The sequence below is a fragment of the Flavobacterium arsenatis genome, from assembly GCF_031456785.1.
GTDB lineage: Bacteria > Bacteroidota > Bacteroidia > Flavobacteriales > Flavobacteriaceae > Flavobacterium > Flavobacterium arsenatis.
In genome coordinates this window covers 1-26,001 of the sequence record NZ_JAVDVI010000023.1, presented here as the reverse complement: position 1 = coordinate 26,001, position 26,001 = coordinate 1, and the positions used below count along the sequence as shown (strand labels likewise).

Below are 26,001 nucleotides of genomic sequence, written 5' to 3'. Positions count from 1 at the left end.
GAATATGAATTTATATGAAATTGAACGGGCTTACATCGAAGGAAAAGAACTTCTGGAGATAAATGAATTATACAAAACACTTATTGCTGATGCCCCAGAAGAGCTACAAATAGAAATTTGGGAGCAAGTTTGTGGTTTTGCAAATGTAGAAATGATGGAGTATCTGATTACTCAAGGCTGGCGTACAGCTGGTGTACAAGACCGATCTGAAAATACGTTGTTACACTTTTTAGCAGTTCCAAAACGCACCTACGATTATTTTATTGACGAAAAAAGAATATACCAATGCACAAAAATATTGTTAGAAAGCAAGGTTAGTCCACTACGAAAAAACAGCTATGGCGAAACCGCTTTACATCTTGGTGCCAAAGAAGGTTATTTCGAAATGTTGGAAGCTTACCAAGAACTAGGTGCAAAAATTGATTTTACAGGCCGAAACGGTAATACCTTATTGCACATTATGGCAGAATATTCATATAGTGCAGTTTCTGCCTACGAAGATGCTATGGAACGCTTGCAAATTCATAAAAACGATCCCAATTTTGATGAAAACAATCAATATCATATTCAAGAAAGATCGGAATTGGAATGGAGGTTTAAAATAAACCAAGCAAAGTTTAATCGGTTTGTTACTTATGCCTTAATTGGAAAAGAATTTGGCATAGACCCATTTCAAAAAAACAATGAAGGAAAAACAGCTGTAGAAGTTGCTGTTTACTATAAATCAAAAATAATTGGTGCTTTTTTAAAAGGAGTTGATTTCTCTAATCAAGAAACCACGACACTTTATATCAATGCAGGCGGAATGGATGTTCATCAGGCTTGTATTCAAAAAGACACAGAAGCATTGAACGCTTTAATTCAGCTTAAAGAAAGCATCGATCAAGAATACGACAAGGAAGATGACAGGTATAATGGTATGACACCACTTTCTATTTCTATGGTTCTTCACGATTTTGAATGTATTGATGTTTTGCTAAAAAACGGTGCACAACCTATGTTGAACGATAGTAAATCTTGGCATCCGTTCAGGTATTTATACATTCCTATTTCAAATATTAATACAAACTTTGACCAGTTCACAAACAAAACCTTCCAGAAAATTCTCAAATCATTTATCAATGCCGGATTTGATATAAATATGCTTTTAGATGATGATGAAAATACGCTTTTAACACTTTCGGCAAAATATAGCGATAATCTGATGCTTTATAATTCAAATTCGGTTGCAATAGTTATGATCGAAGAAGCCATCTATTCAAATGCCGATGTAAATAAAACCAATCGCGAAGGAATTTCGGCACTAATGTATTTGTGTTTAGCTGATGCAAACAGAGGCGAAAAAAATCTGATAACGCTTTTAGAGCAAGGTGCTTCTACCGAATTGCGTGATGAAAACGGAAAAACAGCCCTCATTTATGCAGTTCAAAATTCTGATAAAGCAGTAGCAAAAACCTATTGCGAACTATTGGCAGAATTTGGAAATCTGCTTATCGATGCAAAAGATAATTCAGAGAAATCTGCTTTGGATTATGCGGTTGAACAAAATAACGAGCCATTGGTAGCTTGGCTGGTAGAGAGAATGTAAATCATAAAAAAATCGAATAATAAAACATATATAAATGGATACTATTTTTCTAAACGCTTGTAAAAACAATCAAAAAGCAATTGTGCAAACCTTGCTTAAAAAAGGTGGCATAAACCTCGATAAACGAGATGCAATGGGCAACACGCCTTTGTACTATTCGTGTCAAAAAGGCGCAAGAGACATTGTTAAAATTTTGGTTGAGGCTGGAGCCGATGTCAACTTGGCAAACAACCAAAGTGCCACGCCTTTACACATTGTTTCGAAAAGTGGAAATAAAGAAATCGTAACGGTTTTGTTAGATAACGGAGCCGATATTAATGTAACTGATAAAGAAGGAAAAACCGCACTTATTTATTCGTTGGCAGAAGGCAGAACTGAATTTACCAAGTTCCTGCTATCCAAAGGAGCCGATAAAACCATTAAAGACAATGACGGACACAGTGCTTTAGATTATGCCACAAGCAGAGGTTTGCGAGATACCGTTGCCTTATTAGTTGGCGAAGCCGATGATAAAAATAGTACCGGAAATACACCATTACATCAAGCTGTTTGGAACAATGAAGCCGAAGTGGTAGGCGAATTATTGAAAATAAACACCATCAATATCAACGCCATAAACGACCAAGGCGATAGTGCATTAGTGTTGGCCTGTATGCAAAACAATTTGCGAATAGCAGAACAACTACTCAATGCTCAAGCCGATATGTTGTTGAAACGATTAGACGGTAACTCGGTTTTGCATTACAGCACTGGCAGAGGAAACAAGGAAATTGCCAAACTGTTTATAGAAAAAGGAATGGACATCAACAGTAAAAACAACGAAGGCGAAACACCGCTTATTGTAGCTTCTATTTGTGGGTTTAATGAAATTACAGCTTTGCTCATTGACAATGGTGCCAATGTAAACGAAAAAGACAACGACGAACACTCTGCATTGCATTACGCTTCAGAAAAAGGATATAACGAAATTGTAGAACAGCTAATTATGGCCGGAGCAGATTCATAGCGATTTTCTTTTAAGAATGAAAAGTTGTAGAGCTTTGAAACTTATACGCCAAAATTGAACTAAAGATAAATTAAAGTGAAAATTACCTAACAGTACTTGTCATTTTTTTTTAGACTTTTCAGCAGAAAGGTTTTAAAAAAAGGAATGAACCAATAGTTAATATGATGAAAAAGGAAATTTGCAAATTAAATCTAACCACAAAACCCACCTGTTTCCCCAAACTTTCCTAACGAATTGTAAATGAAACCTTGCGAATTGTAAATGGTTTGAGCTATAATACCCAATGTTTTTATATTTGATGGAAATATAAAATAAAAAACCAACTTGGCGGGTTATTTGCCATTTGTAAAACATCGTGAAACAAAGAAAACTATTAAGTCAGCAACATCCAATTTTATACTTTTTGGCGGTTTGGACCAGACGGCTAAAACGAAACTTGGAATGGATTTTTGACTCTAAAAAATATTCCAAAACCAAAACTGACAACAAGCTTGATTTTAGAATCAAAAAACATCAATCGGTTTTGCTCAAAAAATTGGGCGATAACAACGAACAATTGCAGATTAATAAAGTAACCAATCTAAAAATAGCATCCCAGAAAATAGACGGTATCATCATAAAACCAGGCGAAACCTTCTCGTTTTGCAAACTTGTAGGTTTACCCACCAAAAAGAAAGGCTATTTGCTTGGTATGGAACTAACATTTGGCGAAGCAAGAGCCGGAATTGGTGGCGGAATTTGTCAGATTTCAAATCTCATTCATTGGTTGGTCATTCATAGTCCGTTGACCGTTACAGAACGCTATCATCATTCGTTTGACCCGTTTCCGGACGATGGTCGGGTTTTGCCTTTTGGGAGTGGTGCCACCGTTTTTTATAACTATCGTGACTATCAATTTACAAACAACACAACACATACGTTTCAAATCAACCTTTGGTTCACAGACAAGTGTTTGGAAGGCGAACTTCGGATAGACACCGAACTTGATTATGCCTATCACGTGACCGAAAAAGAGCATCAGTTCCTGAAAATTGACGGACAATTTTATCGCAAAAACGAAATTTGGCGAGACAAAATATTGAAATTCCAAAGCGGAAAAATCATCAATACAGAACTGATTACCAAAAACTTTGCACGAGTAACCTATACGCCAGAAAATTATATAGAAAATAAATGATAGTTTGTTTTGCTACGAAGAGACATTGCCACAAATGCACGAATAAATTTTAACTTTTGCAAAAAAAACATCCGTGCATCTGTGGCATTAAAAATTAAAAAAATGAACAAAACAGAAATCTATTCCAACAAGAAAAAAGCAATTTTACTATTCTTCCTTTCTATCGTGTTTATCGTTTTAGGAATTTGGATGATTTTGGAAGCCGAAAATATCAAAACTCCGTTTCTCCGAAATCCTTTATTGACAAGAATTATAGGAATTTCTGGTATATTATTTTTCGGATTTGCAATGTTTGTTATAGCAAAACAAATTTTCCGAAACAAACTGATGCTCATTCTCGACGAAAACGGAATCCACCTAAAACCACCAACAAACAGAATCATCAAATGGAAAGACATCACAGGATTTTCGGAAATAAAAATCAACAGCGTGAAAATCATCATCATCCACGTGAAAAATCCTGAAGAATATATGAATGATGAAACCAATAAAATCCGCAAAAAATTAATGAATTATAATTTGAGCAATTATGGTTCTCCGTTTACGATTTCGGTTGCCACGATGGACATCACACACAAAGAATTGTGGCGTTTGTTGAATGAAGGTTTGAAAAATTAATATGAAGAAAAAATACAAAATAACACAACTTAGCTTGTCAACGATATTAATTGCTATAGATAATTTCAATCAAATAAAATCTATAAAATAAAACTACAAATGAAAAAACTAATCACATCAGCAATCCTATTGATTTCCATCCAAGTTGCGTATTCCCAAAGCATTGTGGACTTTTTCTATTCCATTCCCGAAAAGTATGTCGATAATTTAAGTTTCATAGAAAGACGGAACTTAATTCAAAACCAAACATTAGAAAAAGATGATATGCTTTATTCTTTGGATTATGATTCGGAAAACGGGTATTTAAGGTTGGAACAAAGTTATACCGAAGGACAATCGGGCTATGGAATTTACGAAATTACCTATTGGAATCTCAAAAGCAAAAAACTGATAGCCGTTTCAAGTGTTATGGGAAGCAACGGAGGGTTTCATCAAAACGATTTTAAATTTTTTGAGTATGAAAACGGAAATCTATCCGAAGTCAGAAACGGATATTTGAAAAGCTACACCTCTAATTTTAAAGTGTTTATCAACAACCTGATAAGTGAGTTTACAAAGAAAGGAACAAACCAGTCAGACAAAGATAATCTTAGGCTTCAATTTACCATTGATTTGCCCCGAAAAGGAAAAAACATATCTGCATCATTCAAAGAAGGCTTTATGGGTTCATCACACTTTGATAATTATTCAAAATTCCTCAAATTAAGGGAAAAAACTTTTGTGTTTAACCTTGAAAATGAAACTTTTGAATAAATGAAAAAACTATTTCTACTCCTCATTTTTATATTTTCAACAAATATTTTTGGGCAAAATCATCAAGAATTACAGGAAAATTTAGACATTAATCTCAGCCGTTTCCCTATAGAAAAAGTATTTATAGAGAACACTGAAAACAATAGCAAAATCAATCTCCAAAAAGGAAATTATAAAATAAACCGCAAGATTGGTAATAGTTTACAAGATGATACTTTTTCTATTGACAAAAACGGACTCATTACCGGCAAAACGGTTTATAAAAAGGATTACCAAAAGAAAATTACCTATATCAAAGATTCAGAAATCAGCCAAACCGAAGTTTACATAGATGAACTTCTTGCTAATAGACAGATTTTTGAACCTTTCCGAGACAGCATACTCACTTCTGAAATATTCGATGGGAACAACAAAATCCGCTCAAAAGTTACACGATATTTCACAAAAAAAGACAGCTTGAAAGCGGTAATTATAAACTATGACGAAAACGGAAAAATAATCGCTTTTATAGATGAAATTAAGAAAACAAGAATTGACTATGACAATAATGGAAAAATATCAAAGCACAAGGAAATAATTGATGGTCAAGTTGTTGAAAAAAACTACAAAGATGGAAAAATAACACTTTTGACTAAAGGAAGCTTTCCCTATTTTTATTTAGAACAATATGACAGCAATGGCAATATCGAACTAAAAGAAGAATTGGATGAAAATAGAAATCAAATTTCTACAAGTTATAAAAACGGAAAATTGATTGCAAAAAGTTTTTCGGAAAACAACAAAAGTATTGATGAATATTATGAAAACGGAAAATTGATTGAAAAGCAAATTCGTTTCATCAAAGATTTTAAATATTATGTCGAAACATATAAAAATGGAAAATTAATCGAAATGAGTGTTTCCGAAATGGAAGAAAAGAAAGCATACTAAAAACACAAAATGAAAAACCTACTCCTAATCCCGCTAATTTTCCTCACAAGTTGTAATTCTAAAGAAGAAAAAACCAACACTGAAAAACCAGTTGAAAACATCGAAAATCAAATAGAAAAAGAACCTGTCGACGAACTAAAAACCATCGAGCAAAACGGAAAATCTTTTTATGATTGGTATTTTAAAAACGATTTTCCCAACTGCGACATCGTTAAAGATAAAAACGGAAAATGCTTGGTGGACACGGTTTCTTATTTCAAAACTTTGAGGAGTTTGGGAACGATTTCCGAGAAATTCATCCGTCAGGAAAATGAAAGATTGCAAGGTTGTGCAGAGTTTATTTCAACTATAGACTATTCAGAATTTGAAAGTGCAGATGTTTATGAGTATGATGAATATTGTGTTGATCTCTATTACTATTATTGGCTGAAAAGTCAGGAACATCCAAATGGGTTTTCTGCAAGAAACATCAAAAAAATCAATGATAATAAAGCTTCGCTTGATATTTATCAAAACTATAATGGTCAAGATGATGCCACACCTTTGTCAACCGTTATTTTAGAAAAAGAAAAAAACACGTGGAAAATTACCGAAATCAAGTTCCTCAACCGTGAAGAAACACCAGCAAAAAAAGTGGATATTTTGGGAAAATGGGAAAATTCAAGAGTCGATTTTCGTGTAGGAGAAACATCGCTCATCTATTTTTATCACGGTCAATGTGCTTATGATTATCCCATCAAAAAAATCAATGAAACCGAGTTTGAAATGATTTGGGCCAAGGAAATGGATTGTGTTTTTGATAATGGAGTCAATGAAACTTTCGGGCTGAAAAAAGTACCCGAAATAGGGAAGCCTTTTGCAAAATACACGCTCAAAAACAACATTTTGTATGCCGAATATTACTACAAAGAATGGGTAGAAAAGTACAGCAAACAAATTCAAAATGAGGTTTTCGCGGATAAATATTTCAGACGAAATGAAAATTGAGAAAAGCCATAACATTTCATAAAGTATTAGCAATCAAATTATTAAAATCAAACAAAAATGAGTAAAAGTAACCTCTATTATTATCTTGGGATTCTTATTGAAACTTTAGGATGCATCATACTTTACATCGCATACTTTATGTCATTTTCATACTATTGGCTATTTTTATTAATGATTTTTGCAGGAATTTTTTTCATCACAAAATCCGATAAAAAAACTTCCACAAAAGCAATTACGATACTTGCAATCCCAATCATTGTAGTACTATTACTGATTTTTTAAAAACTCTAAAATGAAAAACACATTCACATCCTTTTTATTATTATTGATTTCATTTGGTTTCGGATTGCAATCTTGTAAAAACGAAACAGAAAACCAAAATCCCACAAAAACCGAAATTCAAAAACCAAATGACAGCCTAAAATCAGTTTCGGTTGAAGAGTCTGAAAAAATGGTTGAATATGCTATCAGCGTTGAAGAAATTGATTCTTTGCAGTATCATTCTTTCAAAGAAAAAACAGCACCAATCAAGAAAAAAATTACAAAAATCACAGACATTAATGAAGCCAAAAAAATGCTGAAAGGAATTGTGGAGTTTGATGAAAAAAATACAGATGACGAATATCTGGCTATCAAAAAAATACATTTCAGAAACGGAAAAAAAATTGGATACACCAATGAATGGGATTACTTTTATTTCATTGCCTATTACCCGGAAGAAGACATTTTGCTGTGCGAAGGCGGTCATACAACCGACATCAGTTTTAATTTAAAAAACGGAAAAGAAACCGAAGAAACAGGAAATCCTGATGTAATTGATTTTTCGCCAAAAGAAAATTTCAGGTTAAACGGACATTTTGAGGGTCAAGAATGTTATGCTTATTTTATTCAAAGGAAAATTAATAACGAATATGTGAAAATAATTCAACTTGACAAAGAATTTGAAAAATTGACAAAACTTTGGTTGTGTACCATTGGCGAATCGTTTTGGGCAGATGAAAACACGTTATATTTAACGGAAACGGAATATTTTGAAGACGGAATAAAAAGTCAATTTTTCAAAGTAAAGATTGTTGAAAAACATTAATGCTTGCTAAAAATTTATCACGTCGCCCCGATAAAGCTAAAAGAAGTCCCATCGGGACGAACTGTTAATAGAAAAAAATATCAATTCAATAAAGCTCCATCGGAGCGACCTGTTTATTAAAGCCTCGTTGATATGAAAAATTTGATTTCGATTTTGAAACCAGAAAGTTAAAATTATTGAAAAATATGCAAATGAAAAACCTCATCCTATTTCTAATCCCAATCATTTTCTTTAGCTGTAACTCGGAAAAAGAAAGAAACAATCTCGAAAACTCTATTTGGAAGTTCAGTGATGGTCCAGGTTATGTTTCTGATGTTATGGTTTTCAATAAAGAATATTTGTACGAAAAAAACGATAGTATCTACTGGCACAAAACCGATTCGTTGGTTGGTGTGATTGACACAATAACTTTGCATTATGGCGAAAGAAGATTGTATGTGAAAGATTTGAAAGGAAATGTTGGAAGATATTGTGAACAATAAAAAATTTAACAAATGAAAAAAACAATTGCTATAACATTAACTCTAATGACCATCGTTGTTTGTGGCTGGATGTTTATTGATTACGTAAAACATCTTGACATTGCATCCAACAAAACCGATTGGTATGTGATGGATGCCAAACATAAAATAAATGAACGAACCGATATTGACGACTGTGAGAAAAAACTACTAACCAACCAAATAGATTTGAATAGAAGCAACGAAAAACGCATTTCAAACTTTGCATTTCAAACTCAAATTATGCTACTTGCCATAATTATCATTCAAATAATTTTATTGGTTTTTATCGTTATGATGCCTAAAAAAATATAAAAAAGATGGAATTATCTCATCATAAAAAGTTTAAAAAAATCACGAAAATCTTTTTCGTTTTCTATTTGTTTCCGCTAGGATTTTATTTTTGGGCAGTTTTACCGGAATGTCTTGCTTGTAACGAAAATACACCTGAAAATATGGAGGTAAAGGATTTTTGGGGAAATACGGTGCAATGCATTGGTGGCGACAATGCGGAGTTTAATGAATATTTTCATTTTTTGTATTTGTGTTTTCTTGGTATTTTGTTATTGCCAATGGTTATCGGTTTTATTCTTTATTTTTTTAAAATTAAAAACACAAAATAATGAGCACTCTTTATCCTCTTTTTCGTTTTGCCTTTGCCTTTGCTTATTTGGTTATTCATCCACTTCCCAACGAATCGTAAACCAAACCTTGCGAATTGTAAATGATTGAGTATTTCAACAGAGATGTTTTTTATATTTGATAAAGAAAGAAATAATTAACACACAGAAAGAATGAAATTTAAGCGTTGGATATATTTACTAATCGGACTCCTCATTTTGGGTTATGCCGGACTTTGGTCATTTAAAAAATTCAACTTTAACACAGACTTTGAAGTTGGACAAAAAATCGACAGCCTGAACGGTGTTGTCGTCTATTACAACGGTGGAGTTAGCAATGTAGCCGAAAGAAACACAACTGCAGACGGCTATAATTTAGGATTAAAATACCAATGTGTTGAATTTGTAAAACGATATTATTTTGAACATTACAACCATAAAATGCCCGACAGCTACGGAAACGCAAAAGATTTCTTCGACAGCACGTTGGCAGATGGACAAAAAAACGAGAAACGAAATTTAACCCAATATACCAATCCGAGCCAAACACAACCTAAAATTGGCGACCTTCTTATTTTTGACGGAACGCCTTTTAACAGATACGGTCACGTGGCTATCATCTCAAACGTTGCAGAGATTAAAATCGAAGTAATCCAACAAAATCCGGGACCTTTTGGTAAATCAAGAGAAAGCTTTTCGGTTGAAAAAATTGACGGAAAATGGAAAATCGAAAATGAAAGGATTTTAGGATGGTTAAGGAAAGAATGATGCTATTGGCAAAACAATGACAACTTACTTCAAACGAACTGATCCTGATAGAAGTTCGGGACAAGATGTACAAAATTTAGGTTTTTTTCCCCTATTTCCCCAAACTTTCTTGCGAATCGTAAACGAAACCTTGCGAATTGTAAATGGTTTGCCATTGAAATATAAAAACGCCTTAATTTTAAAACGGTAACAAACGACAGTAAATAATTAAAAACGGCACAGTTGCGTCAATCTGAGAGTTGTGCGATATGCTAAACCAACGCTCGTCCAAAAATGAAAAACATAAAAACTTGATGAAAAAAATAATATTACTATTGACATTTATTTTCATCTGCACTTTTGCTTTTGCACAAAAAGAACATAAAACTTTTTATGAAAATGGGAATTTAAGAGAAGAGGGAAAACTTGATAAAGAAGGAAACAAAACAGGTAAATGGAAATACTATGATTACAATAATGGAGCATTAAGTATTGTTGGTAATTATGAGAAAGGTTGGGAAGTAGGAGAATGGAAATACTATCATACCAATGGAAATCTGAAAGAAATTGAAAACTTTGAATTAAGCAAAAAAAAAGGAAATATTCGAGTTGGGGAAAATAAATCATACCACTTTAATGGACAACTGCAACAGTCGGGACAATTTGATATTAAAGGCGAAAAATCAGGAGTATGGAAAACTTACTATGATAATGGGCAATTAATGCAAGTTATAAATTATAAAAATGGAAAAGAAAATGGCGAAAGAAAATTTTACTGGAACGATGGAACTTTGCAACAAGTTACACCTTATAAAAACGGAAAGATAACAGGAATATCTAAATTTTATTACGGCAACGGAAATTTGAGAGAAGCTGGAAGTTATAAAAACAACAAAGCCAAAGGAGAATGGAAATTCTATTACGATAATGGGCAATTAAAAGAAGTAGGAAATTATAAAAACGACAAACGAATTGGAGAGTGGCGGACTTATAATTGGAAAGGAGAATTTATAAAAACTGACAAATACTGATAAGCACTACCGCCAACAAGGGTTTTGCGTCAGGCGGGCTGAAATGCAAAATTCAACGGCAGTTTTTCAATTAAACATTAGTAATAATATCAGTCCCGATAGATATCGGGATGCTTCGATACACAAATATGAGCAAAAAATGTTTGATGAATATATAGGAAATAGAATAAAAGATAATCTAACTGAAAAATGACAAGGACAATATTTACAATTTTAATTTTGACAGTTATTACACAAGCATTCGGACAAACATTAAAAGATTGTTCAACTTGCTCAACTCAAATTATAAAAGAAAATCAAATCAAAGATTTAAGTATTGACGAAATCCGTTTTTTGACAAATGATTTATTTGCAAGAAGAGGTTATAAATTTGCAAATTCTGAAATTGATGGGTATTATTCTGAAAAAAGTTGGTACAAATCTATTTCTGACAATAGCAAAATTATTTATAACTCAATAGAAAAACAAAACATAAAACTATTTCAAGACAAGACAACCGTACTAAAATCGGACAGAGAAAAACTGATAACCGAGCTTAAAAATTTTAAATCGGCTATATTATCTAACAGTAGAACAATTTTAACTGATAAATTCAACTTTTCATCTAATAATTATGAAAACAATAAAGATATACTTAAGTATATTTCTGAATCATTACAAAAAATAAATATCGATGACATAAACTGGACAAAACATAAAGGGATTTACAGAGTAACAGTTGATAATGGAGATTTTGTAATGGTTTACGAAATATCTATTGATAAAAACAAGGTTGCTATTCGTTATGCAAATCAAGGTGGTTCTGAATTTGGAGAGTCACTTTATCCAACTGATATGATAAATGAATTTGTATACTTTTGGAACTTTGAGTGGAAGAATAATCAACTAAAATTTGTTGAATTAATTGTTGCGGGATAAAAAAACTACCGCTAATAAGGGTTTATCTCAATCCTTTTTACTGTTTTTTAATGGTTTGACTCCGCCGAACCACTTCGTTTGGTTTCGATGATTACTTCGTAGTTTGCATCAGGCGGACTGCAAAATTCAGGTTTTTTTTCTCCTATTTCCCCAAACTTTCTAACGAATCGTAAATGAAACCTTGCGAATTGTAAATGGTTATGCATTTTAATGAAGAAGATTTTACTTTTGGAAAAAACCTAGAAATAATCAAAATGAAAAAAATAATCTTCGCAATTGCCATATTAATCAGCAGTTGCACATTTGCACAAACAAACGAGCTTTATCACATTTATAAATTTCACGAAAAAGCCGGAGTTACAGATACATTAAGTAATGATGTTCTACCTGCCAATTATAAATGGTATGTTGAAGAACTTTATGGAAAAAATAAATGGATTTTTAAGAACGACAATGAAACCGTAATATTTAGCAGAGAAAACGGCACAAATGAATATGTAGAAGAAATTATAACTTACAGATTTTCATACAAAAACGAAATGTATATGCAAATAACCGACAACGGCAGAGACTATTTGCTAAGTCATCACAGCGACACGCGTTTTGATTTGCCCAAAGGCAGAGAAAATATACAAACCGTTGGTGATTATTTTTATCAAACTGAAACGATTTTTCCAGAATCAAAATCATACAGAGATAAAAAAACGGGTAAACTGATGCCACCAAAAGTTTCAGAACCTCAAAATCAGTTTCAAATTTTCAAAAATCCGGCAGATGCAAAACCAGTTTTAGAAATTATTGCTACCGGAATGTATGCTTTATGGAAAGACAAAAACTACGAAAGCAACTTTGACTACACAGCTTTTACCACCGAAAAGCAAATCAAAATTTATGACCATAATTTGAAATTAATAAAAACAACTTCAAAACCAAAAGATGAATATTTGGATATAAACCATTTGGTTTCGGAAGCATTAGGAGAAAAAGTTAGTCAAAGATACCCGTCACCAACAATGTCAGAAATAGTACGACCCGAATATCCGCTAATTGACATTCGCAAAAAAAACGGACAAAATCAAGTTTTTATAGAACGAAAATATTATGACAACAATCCGCTTATACTATTTTCAACCCAATATGATGTTAGTGCCCGAAAAAATACCATTACCTTAAAAAAAGATGATGAAAAAATTGCACAGTTTGATGTCAATCTACATTTAGGAAAAATATATTATCCTAAAATTTATTTGGACCAATTGGGTTTAGGTTTTTTTGATAAAGAAGGAAAATCAGCTTCCAATGACAATAATTATGAAGGCGAAATTTTAAATAAAGTAGATGAGCGTGCCATTTTCCGAGGAGGAAACAATGCAATAAGCAAACACATAAGCACTCATTTGATTTATCCAGATGAAGCAAAAGAGTCAGGTATTCAAGGAAATGTAATTGCAAAATTTGTTGTAGAAAAAGATGGAAGTGTCAGCAATATAGAAATAGAAAGGAGCCTTTCAAAAGAATGCGATGCAGAGGTAATAAGAATTATTAGTAAAATGCCCAAATGGACACCTGCAAAAAAAGACGGAATTGCGGTGCGAAGTTATTATAGATTGCCGGTAATGTTTAAAACTCAATAAAAATCAACAGGTCGCTCCTACAGAGCTTCCATAAAACGAAAAATCGCAACGGTAGGTTGCTTTGGGCAATTTTACCTATTGCGAATGTAAAAAACCTGCTTGAGGAAATTCCAAAAACAATTGCAGAGAAAGAAAATTTCAACAAACAAACCATCAATAAAAATTTTATGGGTTCTCAATTTATCACTAGCACGTATCAACGTATTTAAAGAAAAAAGCCTGAAAGGCTGAAATGATTATAGAACTGAAATGATTATAGAACCGAATGATTATTAGAACTAATGTAAATTCAAACCCAAAAAAGCCTCGAAGAGCTGATATTGTTGTTTGTAGTTTGGTAAAAAAAATGTCACCTCTTCGAGGTTCACGCTCATACAAAATCTGGTATTTCTATAATAATATCATCCCGTTGGGATTTTATACCAATTATATTTATTCCATAAAATTTGAGTTGTATTAATTCAAAAAAATAAGCAAAATGTTTAAGAGAAATAAATTTCAAAAAATAGGTTCGGAATACATCATTCCCACAAATCAGAGTAATAAATAATACAAATTTATGTTTTAAACTAATAAAAAGTAAAAATGCAACTATCAAAATTTACCAAAAGATTACTCACCATCTTCCTCCTATTTTCCATCCTATTTTTCTGTGGATTTTATTATATGATGATAACAAAAGAAATCATCCCGGCTTTTAAAAATGAAAATAGTACGATTGACCAAAACTCGCTACAATACAGCATTGCCGAAGTAAGGGTTTATAAAAATAATCACTTCAAAAAAGAAGAAATAGATGTATCACATCAATATAAATTTGCTCTTACTGCACAAAATGACAGCATTGTATATGCCAATTCTGAATATTCCAACGGCATTTATTCGCCACCCAATACGGCATTTTTTTCAACAGAAAATTCGCCATTTATTCCGGTTGATAAAATGAATAGCACCTTTCAGCTTACGTATCGCAAAGATGTAGATGTGGTGTTGAGTAGCTTTCCAGCGTTTCAATTTGTCGATTATTTGCCCAAGCGAAAAGATTTTGGCAATTATTATTCCAAACAAGTTGAAGTAAAACAGGTTTCAACCGATGGTAAAATGATGATTTATATGGTGCTAAAATTTCAATACGATAACTAATGAATAAGCTTTCTCAAAAACTACTCAACCTATTTTTGCTCTCCGGCATTGGCTTTTTTGTGTTGGTATCGCTCACTTTTATTGTGGTAAATATCTGGCCCACCATTTGGGACGAATGGAACGAATATAAAAAAGGCGAACATCTAACATCTGCAAAAATGGAAAGCATCAAAATCATCAAGAATGATTATTATAGTGTCAAATATGCTGATTCATTGGAACAAGTTTCGGAACACGCTTGGCACGATGCCCGAAAAACCGATTCTATGCTTTCGCCAAATGGTGCAGTCTATTATGAATTGGAATTGCAAGCCCGACACTATTCATTACAGTTTATGAATTTGAAAGACAGCATTGTGTATCTCAAACTTCCATCTTATTCATTTAATCCAAAAGCTACCAAAGCACCCACTACCATTGACATTTCTTTTAATGAATATTTTCCACGAGATATTATTGACGATAGTTTGCAATTGCAACTTTGCTATAAAGACAGTGTTCTTAGTCGTTTCAATTCTTTTACATTGCGAAGCAGTTTAGACATCGGCAAAGGATTTGCAGGACGAAAAAACGATGAAATAAAGATGATTTCTGATGATAAAAAAATTGTGTTGTACGTGAAATTTAAGTTGGAGTGACCATTAAAATAGATGTAGAAAATAATTAAAAAAAATAAAAACAACCGATACTTTACCTATGAAATTTTTCAAACTATTCTCGCTTCTTTCGGTTTTACTTCTATTATCAAGCTGTATTGGCAATATGAATCCAACTGGTGGAAATTCTGCACCAGATTATCCGTATTATATCACAACAAAACCATTGGTCATCAAAAAAATTGCAGTACCAACGGGAACAAAGTTGACCTATGAAGAACATTTTTTTAAAGAAGGGCAACAAGACAAGATGTTGAATGAAAACAAACTGATTTACATAGATTTACCTGTTGGCGAAACCATCAATTGGGGCGGTGTTCCCGTAACTGGAATCAGTAAATTTTTTAATCCAAAGATGCGTGGTTTTACAGTTTCTGCAGATTTTAGTCAATTATCAGAAGATAAAAAAACAAAGTTTTCCAAATTGTGGGAAAGTTGCAGTTATGATTTGGATATTACAGTAAAAAACATAGACGATTGGTCGTTTAACACGAAAAACATTGCCGATGTTCAAAGTTGCAGTGTGCTTTATCAACGTTATTTTAAAGATGATGTAGAACAGCAAAATTTTTTAAATAACATCTATGTTGAATTAATGAAAGTTGATTCGAAATAAACCACAAAGATTTCAAAACATACTAACTTGATTATAAATAATTTTAACAAAGATGAAACTCACGATGCTTTTTCTGAAAATATATTGATAAATTTACTACCAACATATTCAAGCTCAATGATAACAATAGCCATAATTGAAGACGAACCCGCCATCCGAAAAGAAATCAGTTTCTTGATAGAACAAGAGCCTGACACACATTTGTTGGGTTGGAGTGATAATGTTAAAGATGCGGTAAAATTGATTTCAAACCAACAACCCGACGTGATCTTGATGGACATCCAACTGATTGACGGCACGGCGTTTGACGTGTTGAAAAATCTTGATCCTTTTCCGGAAAACATCATTTTTATTACGGCTTACAACCAATTTGCCATCAAAGCCATCAAGTACGGTGCTTTAGATTATTTGCTAAAACCAATTGAACAAGGCGAACTCAAAGTAGCTCTGCAACGCTTTAGACAACGTAGAGATAAAAACCCCAATTGGATGCAACAATTGTCGGTAATGCAAGAAACCTTTTCTACCAATGATTTGCCCGAACGTATAGCTTTGCACACACTCAACAATGTGCGAATCGTAAATGTGGCAGACATTCTTTACTGCAAAGGCGACGGACCTTATACGTTTTTCTATTTAAGCAATGGCGAAAAAGAATTGATTTCCAAACCTTTAAAATTCTATGAAGATCTCTTGCCTTCGCCTTATTTTTTACGAACACACCAATCGTATTTGGTCAATAGAAATTGCGTAATGGGCATCAGCAAATCTGAGTATTTATTATTGAACAATAAAGAAGAAATACCCATTTCAATGCGTAGAAAAACCTTCATTTTAAGCCATCTTTCACTCAAAGATAAATGAAACACACTTACCTGTTTTTAGCGATAGTTGCGTTAGTATTTGCTACATCTTGCAACCAAAAAAAAACCATCAACCAATCTGATATAGAAAGATTTAAGACGGAATTTGATACTTTGGCAAATATTAGAGTAACCGATCAAAATACCGATTCTGTCAAAACTGCTTGGACTCAATATTTGAAAAATCCTCAAATTGCAGCAGATACTTTATTAGCTGCAAAAGCCAATTATTTTTTGGCAAGATATTATGGTATGAGGCAAAATGATTCTACTACTTTATTTATAGAAAAAGCTTTAGAATTAATTGAACCTACAGCAGAAAATTGGGCCGATAAAGCACGCATTTACAGCGGAATGGGTAATGTGTGGAACAGCAAATCTAAAGAACATCAGGCAAATTATTATTACAACAAAGCCGCCACAATCATACTTGCCGATTCTACTATTGACCTCAAACCAGTCGCCAAATCTATTATGTTGTTATCTGCGGCTCAAAGCAATAAACATCTATATCAGTTTGAGCTTTCACAACAAATGAACAAAGCTGCATTAGCACTAACGCCACAATTGCCTCCAACACATATCAATCAGCAACGGCCACTCACGCAAATTATACAAACAATGAAAGCCCTTGATGAATCTCCAGAAAATATGAAACCGTATTTACAGCAATTGGAAGATTTGCAAAAAGCGTTTCCTGAACATTTTGACATTAGTTTTTTGTATGATAGCAAATCTATTTATTATCAACGTACCGAACAGTTTGATTCAATTTTGCACTACGAATTATTGAAAAACAAAATTTACATAGACACCTATCAATACAATCCCAAAGAGCAAGCATTTATCAATAATCTTTTTATTTCTTACATAAATATTGGTATAAATTATGTTCGTCAAAAAAATCAAAAAGTGGCTTCTTCCTATTTTGAAAAGGCAAACGAACTATTGCAAACACACCAAGACCTAATTTCTACAGAAGCACTTATACTCTATAAGAAAAATTTGGCGGGTTTGTATGAATTAGAAGGAAAAAATAAACAAGCCATAAAGCTATTGTTTGAAACTAACGAATTGCAGAAAAGCAATTTTGAAACCAAAAACACGCAAGCAGTTGCAGAGATGAACACGCTTTATCAACTGCAAGCCAAAGACCGTTCTATCCAAAATTTAAACGAAAACATAAAAATAAAAGCATTGCAATTGGAGCAAAATAAACTTTGGCTCATCATTACCACATTGGCAATTGTTTTGTTGGGCATTCTCTTGTTTTTCATTTATAAAACCTACAAACATCGACGTGTTTTGCAAGAAAGAGAACAAGTTTTATTGCAACAACAACTGCTACGAACTCAAATGGAACCTCATTTTATTTTCAATACCTTGTCGGCATTGCAAAGTTTTATTCGTCTTGATAAAAAAGAAGAAGCCATTACGTATTTGAATAAATTTAGTAGATTGTTACGAAGCAGTTTAGAGTTAAGCCGAGAAAAAACGGTGCCTTTGGGTCAAGAATTAGAAGCATTGGAAAACTACCTGAACCTGCAACAAATGCGATTTGAAAACGCTTTTACGTATCAAATCAATTTACCCGAAGAGCAAGATATGGAAGCACTTATGTTGCCACCAATGCTTATACAACCTTTTGTTGAAAACGCCATTTTACACGGCATAGACCTCAACAGTAAAGACGGATTTGTACATATCGACTTTACCATTCAAAACGAAATGCTTGAGATTAAAATCAAGGACAGCGGTCGCCAAAATCCTCAACAAAAACCTTTGGCACACCGTTCTCTTTCGGGCATTATCAGTAAAGAACGCATAAGCCATTTGGGCAAAGAGGCCAATGTGGCTGTGACTGCTTTAGAGAATGGCACCGAAGTTATTATTCAGGTTCCGGTGGTTTATTAGTAGTGATTTTTAGTTATTCAATTTTTTAATTCATAGTTAGTACTTCTTCCTCCAGCGGTCTCTTTTTGAAGAATACCTTTGCCTATCAAATCATTTATATCACGTATCGCTGTGTCTTTTGAGCATTTTGCAATCTTTGCCCATTTAGAGGAAGTCAGTTTTCCGTCAAATCCGTCTAATAATTTATTGAGCAGTTTTTTTTGTCTTTCGTTGATTGATGTCGTAGAATTTGTAGTCCAAAAATTTGCTTTAAATAAAATTTTGATTAATTGTGAATCTGTTGATTTCAAGGCATTTATCAAACAGTTTAAAAACCAATTTATCCATTCCGTTATGTCCAGATTGCCTTTTTGTGTTTTTTCCAACATTTCATAATACAGCTTTCTTTCAATGCGTATTTGGGCAGACATACTGTAAAATCGCTGATTACTCTTGTCGGATTGTGCTAGTAACATATCGGTCAAAGCCCTTGTTATTCTGCCATTTCCGTCTTCAAAAGGATGAATGGTCACGAACCATAAATGGGCTATTGATGCTTTTATTACCAAATCATTTTCTAAATTATGGTTAAACCAATTCAAAAACTGATTCATTTCTTTTTCAATCAAAATTGAATCGGGTGCTTGAAAATGCACTTTTTCCCTACCCAAAGCTCCTGAAACTACTTGCATTGGTCCAGTTGTATCGCTTCTCCAATCTGCTACGGTTATTTTGTGCATTCCGCTTCTACCAGTAGGAAACAAGGATGCGTGCCAATCAAAAAGGCGTTCTGTGGTTAAGTGTTTGAAGCAATTTTGTGTAGCATCGACCATCATTTCAACCACGCCATCAATATTTCTGTCAGATTCAACCGAACCTGCTATTTCCATACCCAATTTTCTTGCTATGGACGAGCGAACTTGATCTGGATTTAAAAATTCGCCTTCAATTTCTGAAGATTTCAAAACATCGAGCGTCAAAGTATCAAGCAATGCTTCATTCCGCAAGTCAAACCCCAAAGATTCCATTTTCCCTATGAGTCTTCCTTGTAAATTTCTTGCCTCACTTAACAAGTTAAGGATTTCATCGTTTTTCCACGTGAAGTTTGGCCATTGGTTTTGTTGATGTATAAAAACACTCATTCGTTGCATAATTTACAACGAATATAAAACTTATTCGTTGCATTCACAAATTTATCGTTGCATTTTTTGCAACAAATAAATACTTTATTCGTTGCAAAATTTGTTTTTCAGGTTTGTGACAATAACTTCTTTTTTATAAAAAATTTCACCAAAAAACATCATTTTCCTACGAATCGTAAACGAAACCTTGCGAATTGTAAATGGTTTGCCATTGAAATATAAAAACGCCTTAATTTTATAACGATAACAAACGACAGTAAATAATTAAAAACAGCACAGTTGCGTCAATCTGAGAGTTAGCCGTAATTTTAAAAAACCTCGTTCCAAATCAAACACATACACGAATGAAAAAAATACTTTTAATTTTTGTCTTTTTGTTCTCGCATATTTTTGTTTTTGCTCAAACAGACAACGCAAAAGAAGAAGGAAAAAAGGAAATCATAGATGGATATAAATTCTTCTTTACAGACCGAGGTGTAGATGCCAAAATTGATTATACATTGGCTCTTGACGACCAATCAAGTCCTATAAATGTAGCTGAACAAAAAATATCGCCCTTGCTTGCAATATTTCTATTCAAGCAACAGAAAAACAGGTTCGAATACAGAAAGAAAATATTTTATTGGAACGACACACCCATTCCTCTGTTTATAGAATTAAACGATTTTCTGAAAAAATTTCCTGATAAAGATTTCTCAGAAGACATTAAAAAGTTTGACCCAAAATTTAACAGTGCCTGGATTATGACTTCTTACGGTGTGACATTTGATTTTTTCAAAAACAACGGATTGTATTATCTAACCAAAATAGAAACTCGTGTTAACAAGTTGAATAATCCAAAAGAAAATGATTTTGGAATTTTCTTGGTAGAAGGATTTCCCGTAAAAACATCATATCTCGATCACGATGCGTCACATTTTGCAAGAAACAAACTGAACGAAATAACAAAGTATGATTTTAGCAGAGGTTTGGGAATGGGTAACTATATGACATCATTTGAAAAAATAGAAATAAAAGATGACAACATTCTTCAGAATTATTTTGCCGATAATGAAAGATTTAATAGAATGAAAGATAGGCGTGTCGAAAACTCAATTACATATTATTTCAGTAGTGGAAGGTTTACATTCAGCAATCTAATCACTTATAGTGGAACTGACCCAGAAGAAATACATTATCCACCACCGACAAAAGGTAATGGAGACGAAGATTATACTGAAAAGGGTCTATACGATAAAAACGGCAAGAAAACAGGCGAGTGGAGAATTTATGAAAAAGAAAAACTATGTGCAGTAGGATATTTTGAAAACAATATAAGAACAGGCGAATGGAAATATTACCACAAAAATGGACAATTAAGTTCTATCGGGAGATTTGAAAATGAAAAGCAAGTAGGTAAATGGTCCTACTATCACGATAATGGACAATTAGAAAGTATAAATAATTATAATGAAGATGGAAAGCTGAAAGATGGTGAGAGAAAATCATATCATAAAAACGGACAATTGCATACGTTTGCTAACTATAAAAACGGTAAGCTATTTGGTGAATTTAAAGGATATTATGATAATGGTAATTTATCGAGCACTGGGCAATTTGATGAAAACAAGAACAAAACTGGCGAATGGAAATATTATCACGAGAATGGAAAACTACAGGCAGTAGGGAATTATGAAAACTACAAAGAAACCGGCGAATGGAAACATTATGACGAACAAGGCAATCTGATAGAAACAGAAAAATTTTAATCCAATACAGATGAAAAACATACTGATAACCACGGCGCTACTTTTTGCCCATTTTTTTGCTTTTGGGCAAATAATGGTAGCACCTAACGAAAATAGCGGAACAACAAACGGCTTTTCCTACATCACATATAAAAGCGGAAAACTCAAAGAAACGGGCAAATATGACAAAAACAGAAAAGAAATCGGCGAATGGAAATTTTACACTGAAAGCGGGCACTTAGAAAGTATTGGAAATTTTATAAATGGCGAAAAAAATGGCGAATGGAAGTTTTATCATACTAACGAAAAACTCCTGAGTATTGGAAACTTTAAAAACGGAAAGGAAACAGGCGAATGGAAAGTTTATTACGACGATGGAAATTTATTTCAAAATGGTAGTTATGAAGACGGAATACAAACAGGCGAATGGAAATCTTATCACAAAAATGGTCAATTGTCTGTATTAACTAAATATGCAAACGGAAAACAAACCGGCAAATCAAAATTCTATAACCAACAAGGCAATCGTATAAAAAGAGAGCAATATTTTTCTGAAATTGAAGATTTGATGAAAAGCAACTTTGAAGAATTTTACGCTTTACTTAAGCAAAAAGATTTTGATAAGGCAGTAAATTTTGTATCAGAAGATTTTTTAAAAGCAACTTCTTTTTCTAAAGAACAAATGAAGAGTTCGCTTCAAAGCAACTTTGACAATTGGGATGACCTGCCAGATTTGAAAGTAAATTTAACAGCAATTCAAGTACAAAAGCCCAAAAAGTTAATCATAAAAGAGAATAAATATTTGGGGGTGTTAGAAGCTGTAATGAATTTTGAAATGACTGTTAACGGCTACCATAACAAAGAAGAAATAGCAACCGCATTGTATCTTATTGAAACAATAGGCAAAGACAGATATAAAATTGGCGAAATAAGTAAAAAGGATGGTAATACCATTATCGAAATCAAAGATAAAAGATTGGTTGTTGCAATTTATAACCATTACACCCAAGAAGTGCGCTTTGCAATGATCGGAGCGGTACTTACCTATACACTTGAAAAATTTCTACCAAAAGAAATTGTTGCAGAAATAAAATCGCAATTATAAAAAAAAATAGAAATGAAACATAAAATCATTTTACCAATAGCAATGCTGATAATTTCTCTCACTTCCTGCACCACAAGCAGAAGCGTAGTAAATAACTGCAACGCACAACCACAAAAACTAAACATCGAAAACATCAACGGAATGTATGCTGGTAAAGGTTTGTGGAATGAATTTCACGTAAACAAGACCACAAAAATAGACACCACAAAATACAGTGAAAATGTGCAAACCAAAATCTATTTTGACGGCAAAAAATACATCACAGCTACCGTTTACGACAATGGAGTAAAGAAAAACGAAGTCACAGTAAAAGCAAAAGTGTATAAAGATTACGTTTCTATAAAGAAACATCACAAACTTTTGCCGTTCCTTCCATTCTATTTTTATAGTGATGTGCACAAATTTGTTTTGTACAATAATGCTGAAAACGACCTTGGATTATGCGGTTACGGAAGTACAACAATGGTTATTCTCATAATGTCTGGCGGAAAAGGTGGCGATTATTCAGCAACATATAAAAGAATTATGGCTGAAAAATAAAAAAACTACAGCTAACAAGGGTTGGCATTATGCGGGCTGAAATGCAAAATTCAAGCGAAGTACATCTTATTGACTTTAGTGCTAATCCGAAGCATTGCAGAATTTTTAGTCTTCAGAAAGAAATTGAAAAATTATTAAACAATGAAAAAACTATTATTACTCATACTGATGTTAAATCATTTAGTTGCGTGTTCTCAAGGAAAAGAACATAAAACTTACTATGGAAACGGACAAGTTAAAGAGCAATATTATTCAGACGAAAACGGAGAAAAAGTAGGAGAATTTAAATATTACCACGATAACGGTCAAGTGTTTGTTATCGGAAATTTTGAAAATGATTTCGAGAATGGAGAGTTCAAATATTACTATGAAGATGGTGAATTGCATATGGTTGGCAATTTTGAAAATGGAATACAAGAAGGCGAATGGAAAAAATATTACAACAACAATAATCCTATGCAAGTCGAAACCTATCAAAACGGATTACTAACTGGCGAATGGAAATTTTATCACGAGAATGGACAATTATCTAACATTGGAAAATATGAAAATGGACTTAAAACAGGTGAATGGAAAGGTTATCACCAAAATGGAAAATTGAGAAGCATCGGATATTTTAAAAATGGAGAACAGACAGGGGAATTTAAAAGTTACTACGAAAACGGACAGTTGTGGGGGATTGGAAAATATGAGAATGGTGAACAAATAGGCGAATGGAAAGAATATGATGAACAAGGCAACCTGATAGAAACTGAAAATCACTAACCAGCACAATCGCACAACAAGGGTTTATCTCAATCGTCGTTTATTGTTTTTTAATGGTTTGGATGATTATTCGCAGTTTGCATCAGTGTATAAAACCCTAACAAAATGAAATATTTACCAACAATTTTAATTTTTTTAATTACAATTTCGTGTAATAATAATAATAATAATAACACGAATTCAATAAAAAAAAGTGAGCCTTTTGAAGAAAAAAAAGCAAGTTCAGAACTTAAAGTTGAATATGATTCTACTCAAATAACTGACAGACAAAATGAAGTTATGAAAGTAGATGAAATTCTTTTTAATGGGAAATTATCTCGATACTTTTCATTAGTTGAGTTTGAAAAAGTGTTTGGCAAATCTGATAGTATTAAGCAATTGGCAAAAGAAGAGCCTTGTACGTTTATTTTCGATACTGAACTTAAAAATGATAATAGTAATTTTGATGAATTTTTATATTATTACAAAGAAGGTTCACGTTTTGAAAATTATAAAGAAAAAATAGCAGTTGACGAATTTAGATTTACAAATAGTAACTTTATTCTTTACAAAGGTGTAAAATTAAACTCTTCAACAACAATAGATGACCTACAAAAACTATTTCCAAATGCAATTGACAATGTTGATACAATGGATGTTTATGGAGAAGGTAATTTACAAGTAATTCAGTTAAGAGAAGATGAAAACAACATTTCTGACGGACACATAAACATATTTATAAAAAATGGAAAACTATACTATATGCATTGGTGGTTTCCTTGCTAAAACACCGAACGTTCAAAAACAATTACTTTACAAATAAAAATATGTTCAATAAACAAAAATTCCTAATTTCTACTTTAGTGCTTTTCTCTTCCAGTTTTATTTTTGCTCAAAATAATTGCAATTGTGATACTGCCCTACAAAATCTTGTTTTAAAGATAGAAAGTGAATATCCTGGATTTCAGGAAAAAACAAATCGAGTGGCAGATTTATATAAAAATCAAAAAAGTACACTTTTACTAAAAGTCGATTCCGTAAAAACCCAAAATTGTATTAGTATATTAAATGAGTATATATCCTTTTTTAAAGATGAACACATCTATTTGCAAGAAAAGAAAAAAAGTGATATAGAAGTTTCAAATCAGAATGAACAAAAACCCCAAAAAACAGAAATTGAGGCAAGACTACTAACGCAGACTATTTTTTATATAAAAATTTCGAGTTTTAAATATGAAAATATTGTTCCGCTAAAAAATCTTGTAGAACAGCACAAAAAGCAAATTGAAAAAGCGAAAGCAATAATTATTGACGTACGAGACAATTTTGGAGGTACTGACGATGTATATCAACCCTTACTTCCTTATATTTTGACTAACCCTTTGAGAATAATGAATGTTGAATTTCTCTCCACACAAACCCTAATCAATGGTTTGAGAGATTATGCCGTTCAAAACATCAACAAGGGAGCTATTGATTCTTTAAAGCAAGTAAAGGAAATTGAAGATGGTTTGAAAGAGTATAAAGACAACCTTGGCAAATGTGTACTATATAACAATAAGAAAGTAATAATTGATACCATTAAGCTTAAATCAAAAAGCCCAACACAGGTAATTATTTTAGCGAATAGTAATGTTGCCAGTGCCGGAGAAAATTTTTTATTTTCTGCCCGACAAAGTAAGAAAGTAAAAATAATGGGAACGCCTACAATGGGTGTTTTGGACTACGGCTCTATCAGAGAGTTTAAGTTTGGTTGCGACAATTATGAATTAACATTGCCAACCTATCGTTCAGTAAGGCTTCCTAACTATCCAATTGATAACATAGGCATTCAACCAGACCTATATTTAGACGACACAATTGGAGATTGGTTAGAATTTGCTATAAACCTGAACTCGATTAATAATTTAGGCTAAAAATATTGTACAAAAAGGTAAAATTTAGTATATTTAAATCTCTGACAATTAAATATTTAA

At 32.7% G+C, this 26,001-nt stretch carries 27 protein-coding genes; 26 read left to right on the top strand and 1 reads right to left on the bottom strand.

What is annotated here, in order from left to right:
* Positions 1–4: 4 nt before the first annotated feature.
* The 20 genes from J2X31_RS17500 to J2X31_RS17405 all read left to right on the top strand — a co-directional run bounded on the left by J2X31_RS17500 (position 5) and on the right by J2X31_RS17405 (position 18,788).
* Positions 5–1,588 (top strand): ankyrin repeat domain-containing protein, encoded by a 1,584-nt coding sequence (locus J2X31_RS17500; RefSeq protein ID WP_310028732.1) that lies wholly within the window; start codon positions 5–7, stop codon positions 1,586–1,588.
* 34 nt (positions 1,589–1,622) lie between these two features.
* Positions 1,623–2,594 carry an ankyrin repeat domain-containing protein gene (locus tag J2X31_RS17495; RefSeq protein WP_310028729.1) on the top strand — a complete coding sequence of 324 codons (972 nt, stop codon included), beginning with the start codon at positions 1,623–1,625 and terminating at the stop codon, positions 2,592–2,594.
* A 355-nt stretch (positions 2,595–2,949) separates the two neighbouring features.
* On the top strand, positions 2,950–3,771 hold the full coding sequence (locus tag J2X31_RS17490) for a VanW family protein (protein ID WP_310028726.1): 822 nt from the start codon (positions 2,950–2,952) through the stop codon (positions 3,769–3,771).
* 102 nt (positions 3,772–3,873) lie between these two features.
* Complete coding sequence (locus tag J2X31_RS17485; protein WP_310028724.1) at positions 3,874–4,389, top strand: STM3941 family protein; 516 nt, start codon at positions 3,874–3,876, stop codon at positions 4,387–4,389.
* Between the two features lie 99 nt (positions 4,390–4,488).
* Complete coding sequence (locus J2X31_RS17480; protein ID WP_310028722.1) at positions 4,489–5,142, top strand: hypothetical protein; 654 nt, start codon at positions 4,489–4,491, stop codon at positions 5,140–5,142.
* Positions 5,143–6,072, top strand: coding sequence for a hypothetical protein (locus J2X31_RS17475; protein WP_310028720.1), 930 nt, complete (start codon positions 5,143–5,145; stop codon positions 6,070–6,072).
* Positions 6,073–6,081: 9 nt separating this feature from the next.
* On the top strand, positions 6,082–7,059 hold the full coding sequence (locus J2X31_RS17470) for a hypothetical protein (protein WP_310028718.1): 978 nt from the start codon (positions 6,082–6,084) through the stop codon (positions 7,057–7,059).
* Between the two features lie 57 nt (positions 7,060–7,116).
* The gene (locus tag J2X31_RS17465; protein ID WP_310028716.1) at positions 7,117–7,341 is read left to right on the top strand and encodes a hypothetical protein; all 225 of its coding nucleotides are present in this window, start codon (positions 7,117–7,119) and stop codon (positions 7,339–7,341) included.
* Positions 7,342–7,351: 10 nt separating this feature from the next.
* Positions 7,352–8,146 (top strand): hypothetical protein, encoded by a 795-nt coding sequence (locus J2X31_RS17460; protein ID WP_310028715.1) that lies wholly within the window; start codon positions 7,352–7,354, stop codon positions 8,144–8,146.
* A gap of 191 nt (positions 8,147–8,337) precedes the next feature.
* Positions 8,338–8,628, top strand: a complete 291-nt coding sequence (locus J2X31_RS17455; RefSeq protein WP_310028713.1) for a hypothetical protein — start codon at positions 8,338–8,340, stop codon at positions 8,626–8,628.
* 12 nt (positions 8,629–8,640) lie between these two features.
* The gene (locus J2X31_RS17450) at positions 8,641–8,961 is read left to right on the top strand and encodes a hypothetical protein (RefSeq protein ID WP_310028710.1); all 321 of its coding nucleotides are present in this window, start codon (positions 8,641–8,643) and stop codon (positions 8,959–8,961) included.
* Between the two features lie 479 nt (positions 8,962–9,440).
* Positions 9,441–10,034, top strand: a complete 594-nt coding sequence (locus J2X31_RS17445; RefSeq protein WP_310028708.1) for a CHAP domain-containing protein — start codon at positions 9,441–9,443, stop codon at positions 10,032–10,034.
* A gap of 293 nt (positions 10,035–10,327) precedes the next feature.
* Positions 10,328–11,044, top strand: a complete 717-nt coding sequence (locus J2X31_RS17440; RefSeq protein WP_310028706.1) for a toxin-antitoxin system YwqK family antitoxin — start codon at positions 10,328–10,330, stop codon at positions 11,042–11,044.
* A 189-nt stretch (positions 11,045–11,233) separates the two neighbouring features.
* Positions 11,234–11,962, top strand: coding sequence for a YARHG domain-containing protein (locus tag J2X31_RS17435; protein WP_310028703.1), 729 nt, complete (start codon positions 11,234–11,236; stop codon positions 11,960–11,962).
* Positions 11,963–12,216: 254 nt separating this feature from the next.
* The gene (locus J2X31_RS17430) at positions 12,217–13,596 is read left to right on the top strand and encodes an energy transducer TonB (RefSeq protein WP_310028701.1); all 1,380 of its coding nucleotides are present in this window, start codon (positions 12,217–12,219) and stop codon (positions 13,594–13,596) included.
* A 585-nt stretch (positions 13,597–14,181) separates the two neighbouring features.
* Entirely contained in the window at positions 14,182–14,739 is a 558-nt protein-coding gene (locus tag J2X31_RS17425; protein ID WP_310028699.1) for a hypothetical protein, read from the top strand.
* Positions 14,739–15,377, top strand: coding sequence for a hypothetical protein (locus tag J2X31_RS17420; protein WP_310028698.1), 639 nt, complete (start codon positions 14,739–14,741; stop codon positions 15,375–15,377). The genes J2X31_RS17425 and J2X31_RS17420 overlap by 1 nt, the downstream gene beginning before the upstream one ends.
* A gap of 58 nt (positions 15,378–15,435) precedes the next feature.
* Positions 15,436–16,011 carry a hypothetical protein gene (locus tag J2X31_RS17415; RefSeq protein WP_310028697.1) on the top strand — a complete coding sequence of 192 codons (576 nt, stop codon included), beginning with the start codon at positions 15,436–15,438 and terminating at the stop codon, positions 16,009–16,011.
* Positions 16,012–16,128: 117 nt separating this feature from the next.
* A complete protein-coding gene (locus J2X31_RS17410) occupies positions 16,129–16,875 on the top strand; it encodes a LytR/AlgR family response regulator transcription factor (protein WP_310028696.1) in 747 nt (248 codons plus the stop codon).
* Positions 16,872–18,788: a sensor histidine kinase gene (locus J2X31_RS17405; RefSeq protein WP_310028695.1), complete on the top strand. Its 1,917-nt coding sequence runs from the start codon at positions 16,872–16,874 to the stop codon at positions 18,786–18,788. Before J2X31_RS17410 ends, J2X31_RS17405 begins: the two co-directional genes overlap by 4 nt.
* Positions 18,789–18,805: 17 nt before the next feature.
* Here J2X31_RS17405 and J2X31_RS17400 read toward each other — a convergent pair whose 3' ends face one another.
* On the bottom strand, positions 18,806–19,909 hold the full coding sequence (locus J2X31_RS17400) for a Fic family protein (RefSeq protein ID WP_310028693.1): 1,104 nt from the start codon (positions 19,907–19,909) through the stop codon (positions 18,806–18,808).
* Positions 19,910–20,253: 344 nt separating this feature from the next.
* Between J2X31_RS17400 and J2X31_RS17395 the strand changes: the two genes are divergently transcribed.
* The 6 genes from J2X31_RS17395 to J2X31_RS17370 all read left to right on the top strand — a co-directional run bounded on the left by J2X31_RS17395 (position 20,254) and on the right by J2X31_RS17370 (position 25,941).
* Positions 20,254–21,657, top strand: coding sequence for a toxin-antitoxin system YwqK family antitoxin (locus tag J2X31_RS17395; RefSeq protein WP_310028691.1), 1,404 nt, complete (start codon positions 20,254–20,256; stop codon positions 21,655–21,657).
* Positions 21,658–21,667: 10 nt separating this feature from the next.
* Positions 21,668–22,741 carry a toxin-antitoxin system YwqK family antitoxin gene (locus J2X31_RS17390; RefSeq protein ID WP_310028688.1) on the top strand — a complete coding sequence of 358 codons (1,074 nt, stop codon included), beginning with the start codon at positions 21,668–21,670 and terminating at the stop codon, positions 22,739–22,741.
* Positions 22,742–22,753: 12 nt separating this feature from the next.
* Positions 22,754–23,281, top strand: a complete 528-nt coding sequence (locus J2X31_RS17385; RefSeq protein ID WP_310028686.1) for a hypothetical protein — start codon at positions 22,754–22,756, stop codon at positions 23,279–23,281.
* Between the two features lie 141 nt (positions 23,282–23,422).
* Positions 23,423–24,046 (top strand): toxin-antitoxin system YwqK family antitoxin, encoded by a 624-nt coding sequence (locus tag J2X31_RS17380; protein WP_310028685.1) that lies wholly within the window; start codon positions 23,423–23,425, stop codon positions 24,044–24,046.
* 105 nt (positions 24,047–24,151) lie between these two features.
* Positions 24,152–24,811: a hypothetical protein gene (locus J2X31_RS17375; protein WP_310028683.1), complete on the top strand. Its 660-nt coding sequence runs from the start codon at positions 24,152–24,154 to the stop codon at positions 24,809–24,811.
* Positions 24,812–24,852: 41 nt separating this feature from the next.
* Complete coding sequence (locus J2X31_RS17370) at positions 24,853–25,941, top strand: S41 family peptidase (RefSeq protein ID WP_310028681.1); 1,089 nt, start codon at positions 24,853–24,855, stop codon at positions 25,939–25,941.
* Positions 25,942–26,001 lie beyond the last annotated feature (60 nt).